8 protein-coding genes are annotated in these 8,484 nt (G+C 60.7%); 3 read left to right on the top strand and 5 right to left on the bottom strand.

Annotated elements, in window-relative coordinates; translation table 11 throughout:
- Window positions 1–147: 147 nt before the first annotated feature.
- Complete coding sequence (locus QMX86_RS26245; RefSeq protein ID WP_282387088.1) at window positions 148–1,803, top strand: MFS transporter; 1,656 nt, start codon at window positions 148–150, stop codon at window positions 1,801–1,803.
- Window positions 1,800–2,942 carry an HlyD family secretion protein gene (locus QMX86_RS26240; RefSeq protein ID WP_110600944.1) on the top strand — a complete coding sequence of 381 codons (1,143 nt, stop codon included), beginning with the start codon at window positions 1,800–1,802 and terminating at the stop codon, window positions 2,940–2,942. The genes QMX86_RS26245 and QMX86_RS26240 overlap by 4 nt, the downstream gene beginning before the upstream one ends.
- A gap of 63 nt (window positions 2,943–3,005) precedes the next feature.
- On the opposite strand, the gene QMX86_RS26235 is transcribed toward QMX86_RS26240, so the two are convergent.
- Complete coding sequence (locus QMX86_RS26235) at window positions 3,006–3,200, bottom strand: hypothetical protein (protein WP_024013337.1); 195 nt, start codon at window positions 3,198–3,200, stop codon at window positions 3,006–3,008.
- A gap of 107 nt (window positions 3,201–3,307) precedes the next feature.
- Between QMX86_RS26235 and thpR the strand changes: the two genes are divergently transcribed.
- Window positions 3,308–3,847, top strand: coding sequence for an RNA 2',3'-cyclic phosphodiesterase (gene thpR, locus QMX86_RS26230; protein ID WP_130929700.1), 540 nt, complete (start codon window positions 3,308–3,310; stop codon window positions 3,845–3,847).
- A 259-nt stretch (window positions 3,848–4,106) separates the two neighbouring features.
- Here the strand turns inward: thpR and QMX86_RS26225 are convergent, their stop codons facing one another.
- The 4 genes from QMX86_RS26225 to potA all read right to left on the bottom strand — a co-directional run bounded on the left by QMX86_RS26225 (window position 4,107) and on the right by potA (window position 8,322).
- Window positions 4,107–5,204, bottom strand: a complete 1,098-nt coding sequence (locus QMX86_RS26225; RefSeq protein ID WP_282387089.1) for a polyamine ABC transporter substrate-binding protein — start codon at window positions 5,202–5,204, stop codon at window positions 4,107–4,109.
- Between the two features lie 195 nt (window positions 5,205–5,399).
- On the bottom strand, window positions 5,400–6,272 hold the full coding sequence (locus tag QMX86_RS26220) for an ABC transporter permease subunit (RefSeq protein ID WP_016775182.1): 873 nt from the start codon (window positions 6,270–6,272) through the stop codon (window positions 5,400–5,402).
- Window positions 6,269–7,183, bottom strand: coding sequence for an ABC transporter permease subunit (locus QMX86_RS26215; protein WP_024013334.1), 915 nt, complete (start codon window positions 7,181–7,183; stop codon window positions 6,269–6,271). The genes QMX86_RS26220 and QMX86_RS26215 overlap by 4 nt, the downstream gene beginning before the upstream one ends.
- The gene (potA, locus tag QMX86_RS26210) at window positions 7,180–8,322 is read right to left on the bottom strand and encodes a polyamine ABC transporter ATP-binding protein (protein WP_024013333.1); all 1,143 of its coding nucleotides are present in this window, start codon (window positions 8,320–8,322) and stop codon (window positions 7,180–7,182) included. Before potA ends, QMX86_RS26215 begins: the two co-directional genes overlap by 4 nt.
- Window positions 8,323–8,484 lie beyond the last annotated feature (162 nt).

Below are 8,484 nucleotides of genomic sequence, written 5' to 3'. Positions count from 1 at the left end.
TGCGGACTTTCCTTCAATGGAGTTGTCGACTGACACAGCGCTTTCGCGAGCAGGCTCGCTCCCACCGGGTTCCTTAGTGTCCGTCGAGTCGTGTATTGCCCGTCAAATTGCGGCAAACTTCCTCTACCCCCAGCACCAGGCCGATCCATGGATAAATACGCCCCGCGCAACTGGCAACCCCACGAAAAGCCCAGCCTGCCCGGTTCCCCATCGACCCCGTTGCACTCCACGCCCAAGCGCTTGGCTTATGCGGCGGTTGGCGTGCTGGTGGCGGTGACTGGTGGGTTGGGCAACTCGTTGGTGGTTGCCAACCTGCCTTACCTGCAAGGCTCGCTCGGCGCGACCACGGCGGAGATGGCCTGGCTGCCGGCGGCGTATGTGATGACCAACGTATCGATGAACCTGCTGCTGGTGAAGTTTCGCCAGCAGTTCGGCTTGCGCGCGTTCACCGAAGTGTTTCTGGTGCTGTATGCACTGGTGACCTTCGGCCATTTGTTCGTCAACGATCTCAACTCGGCAGTGGCGGTGCGGGCTGCCCACGGCATGGTCGGTGCGGCGCTGAGCTCGCTGGGTCTGTATTACATGGTCCAGGCGTTCCCGGCGAAGTGGCGGCTCAAAGCGTTGGTGCTCGGCCTCGGCACGTCGCAATTGGCGTTACCGCTTGCGCGGCTGTTTTCCGAAGACCTGTTGCAGATCGCCGAATGGCGCGGTCTGTACCTGTTCGAATTGGGCATGGCCCTGCTGTCACTCGGCTGTGTGTTGCTGCTGAAGTTGCCGCCCGGTGACCGCTTCAAAACCTTTGAAAAACTCGATTTCCTCACCTTCGTCATCCTCGCCACGGGTGTAGCGTTGTTGTGCGCGGTGCTGTCGCTGGGGCGGATCGACTGGTGGCTGGAGGCGGGCTGGATCGGCGTGGCGCTGGCCTGCTCGATCGCGCTGATCATTATGGGCCTGGCCATTGAGCACAATCGCAGCAACCCGATGTTGATGACCCGCTGGCTGGGCAGCGGAACGATGATTCGCCTGGCGCTGGCGGTGACCCTGATTCGCATGGTTACCTCGGAGCAATCCACCGGCGCGGTCGGTTTCATGCAGAACCTGAACATGGGCTATGAGCAGTTGCACAGTCTGTATGTGGTGATGCTGATCGGCAGTATCGCCGGGCTTGCCACCAGCGCACTGACCATCGACCCCAAACACTTGCTGATGCCGTTGATCATCTCGCTGGCACTGATGGCCACCGGTTCGGTGATGGACAGTTTTTCCAACAACCTGACCCGCCCGCAAAATCTCTACTTCAGCCAGTTCCTGCTGGCGTTCGGCAGTACGTTTTTTCTCGGCCCGACCATGGTCTTCGGCACGCGTAACGTGCTGACCAATCCGCGCAACCTGGTGAGTTTTTCCGTGCTGTTCGGGATCTGCAATAACCTCGGCGGACTGCTCGGCGCGGCGTTGCTCGGCACTTTTCAGATCGTGCGGGAGAAGTACCATTCCAGCCACATCGTCGATCATCTGGTGATTTCCGACCCGTTGGTGGCCGCGCGGGTGCAGAGCGGCGGCTCGGCCTTCGGCGGTTTGCTCGCCGACCCGAGCTTGCGCAATCTGGCCGGCATGCGCAGCCTCGCCAATGCGGCGACACGCGAAGCGAACGTGCTGGCCTATAACGATGTCTTCATGCTGATCGCGGTCATTGCCGTCCTGACCATGATCTGGCTTTCGATTCGCGCGTTGTGGCTGATGAGCACCACCAAAGCCATTGAGCCGACACCTTCCGTACCACCCAGCGGTGCCACTTCTTCATGACCGAACCGACCACCACAACCACCAACGCCATCGCCGCCACACCTGAAGGGGAGGCGCCGCCATCGTCACCGAATACCGCGCCGCGTTCGCTGCGGGTGCGGATCATTTCTTCGCTGGGCTTTGCCGCAATCGCCATCGTTGGCGTGCTGATCGTGCTGTATGCGTGGCAACTGCCGCCATTCAGCAGTGCGGTCGAAACCACCGAAAACGCCTTGATTCGCGGGCAGGTGACGATCATCGGGCCGCAGCTCAGCGGCTATGTGTTCGAGGTGCCGGTGCAGGACTTCCAGTACGTCAAGGCCGGGGACCTGCTGGTGCGTCTGGACGACCGCATTTATCAGCAGCGCCTCGACCAGTCGCTGGCGCAACTGGCGGTACAGAAAGCCGGGTTGGCCAACGTCGTGCAGCAGCGCAACAGCGCCGAAGCGACGATCAAATTGCGTCAGGCGGTGCTCGCCGACAGCCAGGCGCAGTTGCGCAAGAGCGAGGCGGATCTGCGGCGTAATCAGGAACTGGTGCGCGACGGCTCGGTGTCCAAGCGCGAATTCGACGTGACTCTCGCTGCCAACGCGCAGAGCACGGCTTCTGTGGCGCAGGCCAAGGCCAATCTGGAAATCGCCCGGCAGGATCTGCAAACGGTGATCGTCAATCGCGGCTCGCTGGAGGCCGCCGTGGCCAGTGCCGAAGCAGCGGTGCAACTGGCGCGCATCGATCTGTCGAACACGCGGATCGTGGCTCCGCGCGACGGCCAGCTCGGGCAGATTGGCGTGCGCCTCGGCGCCTACGTCAACTCCGGCGCGCAATTGATGGCGCTGGTCCCGGACCAGAAATGGGTGATCGCCAACATGAAGGAAACCCAGATGGCCAACGTACGTGTCGGGCAACCGGTGCGCTTCACCGTCGACGCCTTGAACCACCGCAGATTCACCGGCCACGTGCAGCATATTTCGCCGGGCACCGGCTCGGAATTTGCCTTGCTGCAGGCCGACAACGCCACCGGTAACTTCGTCAAGATCGCCCAGCGCGTGCCGGTGCGCATCACCATCGATCCCGATCAGCAGGAAGAAGAACGCTTGCGGCCGGGGATGTCAGTGGTTGTCAGCATCGACACCGCCGCCGGCGACACCCAACCCCACTGATCAATGCATGACCCAAGGAGCGAGCCTGCTCGCTCCCACAGGATTAGTGCTCACGGGCTCTATTCATTCGGGCGAGGGGGTGACCCGGCAACTTTTGCGGTTGCGGATCTGCTCGTCGCTGGGCCTCTCACGAACGAATTCGAAGCGCGGTTCGCCTTCGCTGTAATGCACCAGCCAGCCCCATTCCAGTTCGCTTTCGTCCTGTCCGGGATGCGGTGGCCGGGCCCACCAGGGTTCTTTGCTGAGGATCTCGCGCATGGCAGCCTCCGGTTGATGGCAATCCTTGAACTATAGCTTCCTGTCGCGAGTCGTCAGAACAGGCTGTGTAGAATCGGCGCGATCATGACGATATGGGGGGCAGGGCGATGATGGATGAAGTGCGCAGGGATGAACCGTCGAAACGGCTGTTTTTCGCTTTGGACTGCCCGCCGGCGCAGCGCAAGGCAATCGCCCAGTGGCGCGCGGAACTGGGCCTGCGCAGCGGCAAACCGGTGCCGGCGGATAATTTTCATCTGACCCTGATGTTTCTCGGTGCGGTGCCGCTGGCGCAGATTCACGGCGTCTGCGAAGCAGCGGGCAGTGTGCGTATTCCCGGCGAAACGTTGCGCATTGCGCTGGATCGCTTGCAGGTCTGGCATCGCCCCGGTGTGCTATCGCTGGCACCGGAACAGGCGCCGCCCGCGTTGTTGCGCCTGGTCTACGCGCTGGAGCAGGCGATGCTGCCGTTCGGTTTTGACGAGCCCACCCACGAGTTCCGCCCGCACCTGACACTGGCGCGGGAGTACCGCGCGCCGGAGCCGGAATCGCGCACGCCGCCGGAGTTCTTTCTGCGTGCTGAACGCTTCGCTCTGTTCGAATCGCACAAGGGTCGCTATCGGGTTTTGCAGGACTGGCCGCTGATCTGAACGGACAAAAAAAGGCGCCCGAAGGCGCCTGCAAATTCACCCGAGCCGAGGGAGCCGGGTGAGGCCGTTCAGATCAGGGTGCAGCGGTGGTAAGGCGCTGCGTGAACGGAAAATTTTCAGCACTGTATTGATCGTTCCCACGCTCCGCGTGGGAATGCAGCCCGGGACGCTCCGCGTCCCAAAGCGGACGCAGAGCGTCCATTGAGGCATTCCTACGCGAAGCGTGGAACGATCAGTCGATCAGCGTTGCCCGACGGGCTTATTTGCCGAGCTTCACCCGCGTCCAGCCACGGGTCATGATCCGCTGCGTGGCAATCGGCTGATCCGGCACTGCATACAAGGTCGCCATCACCGCTTGCGACGGATACGAGCCCGGTTCGTTGCGGATCGCTTCGTCCACCAATGGCGTGGCCGCTGCGTTGGCGTTGCTGTAGCCGATGCTGTTGGTGACTTCGGCAATGATGTCCGGGCGCATCAGGAAGTCCATGAACAGGTAGGCGTTGTCGACGTTCGCCGCATCACGGGGGATGGCGACCATGTCGTAGAAACTGCCGGCGCCTTCCTTGGGAATGCTGTAGTCGATCACCACCTTGTTGCCCGATTCCACCGCGCGAGCCTTGGCCTGCAGGACGTCGCCGGAGTAACCCACCGCTACGCAGATGTTGCCGTTGGCCAGATCGGAGATGTACTTCGAGGAATGGAAGTACGCCACGTACGGGCGGATTTTCATGAACAGCGCTTCGGCTTCGGCGATGTGCGCCTTGTCCTTGTCGTTCACCGGATAGCCCAGATAGTGCAGGGCGGCCGGGAGCATTTCGGTCGGCGAATCGAGGAAACTGATGCCGCAGGCTTTGAGCTTTTCCGCGTTCTCCGGTTTGAACAGCAAGTCCCAGGAGTTGGTCGGGGCGTTGGCGCCGAGTAATTCCTTGACCTTCGCCGGGTTGAAACCGATGCCGATCGAGCCCCACATGTACGGGAACGCATGCGCGTTGTCCGGATCACTGGCGGAAGCGTTTTTCAGCAATACCGGGTTGAGATTCTTCCAGTTCGGCAGCTTCGATTTGTCCAGCGGCTGGTAGACGCCGGCCTTGATCTGCTTGGCCAGAAAACTGTTCGACGGCACGACGATGTCATAGCCGGATTTGCCTGCGAGCAGGCGCGCTTCAAGGGTTTCGTTGCTGTCGAAGACGTCGTAGGTCACGCGAATGCCGGTCTCGTCTTCGAACTTTTTCACGGTATCCGGCGCGATGTAATCGGACCAGTTGTAAACACGCAGCACCTTGTCGTTGGCCTGGGCGCCCATGACCATCGCGCCCATTAAGGACAGTGTCAGCAGAGTCCTGCCAAACATTTTCATCGGTACAACTCCCTTCTTCTTATTCAACAAAACAAAAGCTCGGTGCACTTGAACCTTGTGGCGAGGGGATTTATCCGCGCTCGGCTGCGAAGCAGTCGCAAAACCTGAATACGGAGTCTTCAGGTAGAACTGCAGGGGCCGCTTCGCAGCCCAACGGGGATAAATCCCCTCGCCACAGTTGTTCATCGGTGTTGCTCAGGCAGTCGCCGCTGCCGGCTGTTGCCACGACTCGTTTGCGGTCTGATCCATCGCTTCCTGAATCGCCCGTTTGCGATTGGCTTCTGCCTTGCGGCCGAAATACCAGACCAGGAAAGTCACCAGCGACACTGCCAGCAGAATCAGGCTGGCCACGGCGTTGATCTCAGGCTTCACACCCAGACGCACCGCCGAGAACACCTCCATCGGCAGCGTCGTCGAGCCCGGCCCGGAGACAAAACTCGCCAGCACCAGATCGTCCAGCGACAAGGCAAACGACATCATTCCGCCGGCGGCCAGCGACGGCGCGATCATGGGGATGGTGATCAGGAAAAACACTTTGAATGGTTTGGCGCCGAGATCCATCGCCGCTTCTTCGATCGACAGATCCAGCTCACGCAGGCGCGCGGAGACTACCACCGCGACATAGGCTGCACAAAACGTGGTGTGGGCGATCCAGATGGTGACGATGCCGCGCTCCTGCGGCCAGCCGATCAGTTGCGCCATCGCCACGAACAGCAGCAACAGCGACAGACCGGTGATCACTTCCGGCATCACCAACGGCGCGGTCACCAGACCACCAAACAGCGTGCGGCCCTTGAAGCGCGTCACCCGCGTCAGCACGAACGCCGCCAGCGTCCCCAGTGCCACAGCGGCAATCGCGGTGTAGCAGGCGATTTCCAGCGAGCGCAGCACCGAGCCCATCAGTTGCGTGTTGTCGAGCAGGCCGACATACCACTTGATCGACCAGCCGCCCCACACCGTCACCAGTTTCGAGGCGTTGAACGAGTAGATCACCAGGATCAGCATCGGCAGATAAATGAACATCAAGCCAAAGATCAGCATGAATTTGGAAAAGTTGAAGCGTTTCATCCCCGTGCCTCCATCTCTTTGGCCTGGCTGCGGTTGAACAGCAGAATCGGCACAATCAGGATCAACAGCATCACCACCGCCAGCGCGGAAGCCACCGGCCAGTCGCGGTTATTGAAGAACTCCTGCCACAGCACGCGACCGATCATCAGCGTCTCCGGGCCACCCAGCAGTTCCGGGATCACGAACTCGCCAACTACCGGAATGAACACCAGCATGCAGCCGGCAATGATGCCGTTCTTGGCCAGCGGCACGGTGATTTTCCAAAAGTTGTTGAAGTTGCTCGAACCCAGATCCTGCGCGGCTTCCAGCAGGCTGTTGTCGTGCTTGACCAGGTTGGCGTAGAGCGGCAGCACCATGAACGGCAGATAGGCATAGACCACGCCGATGTACACCGCAGTGTTGGTGTTGAGGATCTCGATCGGGTGATCGGTGAGCCCGGTCCACATCAGGAACCCGTTGAGCAGACCGTTGTTGCTGAGGATGCCCATCCACGCATACACGCGGATCAGGATCGCCGTCCAGGTCGGCATCATGATCAACAGCAGCAGGACGTTTTGCGTTTCCTTGCCGGTCTTGGTGATCGCGTAGGCCATAGGGAAACCGATCACCAGGCACATCAGCGTGCTCAGTGCCGCGACCTTCAGCGAGCCGAGATACGCCGACAGGTACAGTTCGTCTTCGCCGAGCAGGGTGTAGTTGCCGATGTTCAGCAGCAGCTGGAATTTCTGTTCGGCGAAGGTGTAGATCTCCGAGTACGGCGGGATCGACAGCGCGGCTTCCGAAAAGCTGATCTTCATCACCAGAAAGAACGGCAGCATGAAGAACAGGAACAGCCAGATGAACGGAATGCCGATCACCAGTTTTCGTCCGCTGGGCACCAGGCGCAAGAATTGCTGATTGAAAGTTCTCATGAGCGCAGCACCACGCCGCTGTCGTCTTCCCACCAGACGTAGACCTTGTCGTCCCAGGTCGGCCGCGCGCCACGGCGTTCGGCATTGGCCATGAACGACTGGACGATCTTGCCGCCGGGCAGCTCGACGTAGAACACCGAATGGCCGCCGAGGTAGGCGATGTCGTGGACCTTGCCTTCGGACCAGTTGTAGCGGAACTCCGGTTGGGTGGTGCTGACGAGCATTTTTTCCGGGCGGATGGCGTAGGTGATCGACTTGTCCTGCACCGAGGTGCTGACGCCGTGACCGACATAGATCTTCTGCTGCAAGTCGGGGCTGTGAATGATCGCGTGGCCTTCCAGATCTTCCACCACAGTGCCGTCGAAGGCGTTCACGTTGCCGATGAATTCGCAGACCATGCGGCTGACCGGCGCTTCATAAATGTCCACCGGGCTGCCGATCTGCGCGATCCAGCCCAGGTGCATGATCGCGATGCGCTGGGCCATGGTCATGGCTTCTTCCTGGTCGTGGGTCACCATCACGCAAGTCACGCCGACGCGCTCGATGATCTCGACCAACTCAAGCTGCATCTGCGAACGCAGCTTTTTATCCAGCGCACCCATCGGCTCGTCGAGCAGCAACAGTTTCGGCCGTTTGGCCAACGAGCGGGCGAGGGCCACGCGCTGCCGCTGGCCGCCGGACAACTGGTGCGGGCGGCGCTTGGCGTATTGGGTCATGTGCACCAGACGCAGCATTTCTTCGACGCGGGCATCGATTTCGCTGGCCGGCAAACGGTCCTGTTTGAGGCCGAAGGCGATGTTCTGTGCCACGGTCATGTGCGGGAACAGCGCGTAGGACTGGAACATCATGTTGATCGGTCGTTCGTACGGCGGCATGTCGGTGATGTCCACGCCATCGAGCAGAATCCGCCCCTCGGTCGGCCGCTCGAAACCGGCGAGCATGCGCAGCAGAGTCGATTTTCCCGAACCGGAACCGCCCAGCAGCGCGAAGATTTCGCCCTGATGGATCTCCAGGGACACATCGTCCACGGCCACGGTTTCGTCGAACTTCTTGGTGACACGATCGACTTTCACCAGCACCTTTTTCGGTTGCTGCTGACCTTCGAGTGCCTTGCGGTAAGTGCTGGAGGCGTTTGCCATGTGAAACTCCCAACAGGTGTCGTGTGCCTGGCCAATGTGGCCGGGCTTAAGTGGATTGCGGAGCTGCATGAGAATTACCTGCCGAACTACATCCCCCTGTGGGAGCGAGCTTGCTCGCGAATACGTCGTGTCAGTCGACATCTTTGTTGGCTGACACACTGC

Origin of the sequence: Pseudomonas sp. PS01270 (assembly GCF_029959775.1) — a bacterium.
Taxonomy (GTDB): domain Bacteria; phylum Pseudomonadota; class Gammaproteobacteria; order Pseudomonadales; family Pseudomonadaceae; genus Aquipseudomonas; species Aquipseudomonas atacamensis.
The sequence above is the reverse complement of the archived record's forward strand: the minus strand, read 5'-3'. Positions and strand labels throughout refer to the sequence as shown.

Excerpts from the sequence above, each read along its gene's own strand:
- potA (WP_024013333.1), bottom strand. The coding sequence starts at position 8,322 with ATGGCAAACGCCTCCAGCACTTACCGCAAGGCACTCGAAGGTCAGCAG.
- QMX86_RS26225 (WP_282387089.1), bottom strand. The coding sequence starts at position 5,204 with ATGAAAATGTTTGGCAGGACTCTGCTGACACTGTCCTTAATGGGCGCG.
- QMX86_RS26220 (WP_016775182.1), bottom strand. The coding sequence starts at position 6,272 with ATGAAACGCTTCAACTTTTCCAAATTCATGCTGATCTTTGGCTTGATG.
- QMX86_RS26215 (WP_024013334.1), bottom strand. The coding sequence starts at position 7,183 with ATGAGAACTTTCAATCAGCAATTCTTGCGCCTGGTGCCCAGCGGACGA.
- QMX86_RS26235 (WP_024013337.1), bottom strand. The coding sequence starts at position 3,200 with ATGCGCGAGATCCTCAGCAAAGAACCCTGGTGGGCCCGGCCACCGCAT.
- QMX86_RS26240 (WP_110600944.1), top strand. The coding sequence starts at position 1,800 with ATGACCGAACCGACCACCACAACCACCAACGCCATCGCCGCCACACCT.
- QMX86_RS26245 (WP_282387088.1), top strand. The coding sequence starts at position 148 with ATGGATAAATACGCCCCGCGCAACTGGCAACCCCACGAAAAGCCCAGC.
- thpR (WP_130929700.1), top strand. The coding sequence starts at position 3,308 with ATGATGGATGAAGTGCGCAGGGATGAACCGTCGAAACGGCTGTTTTTC.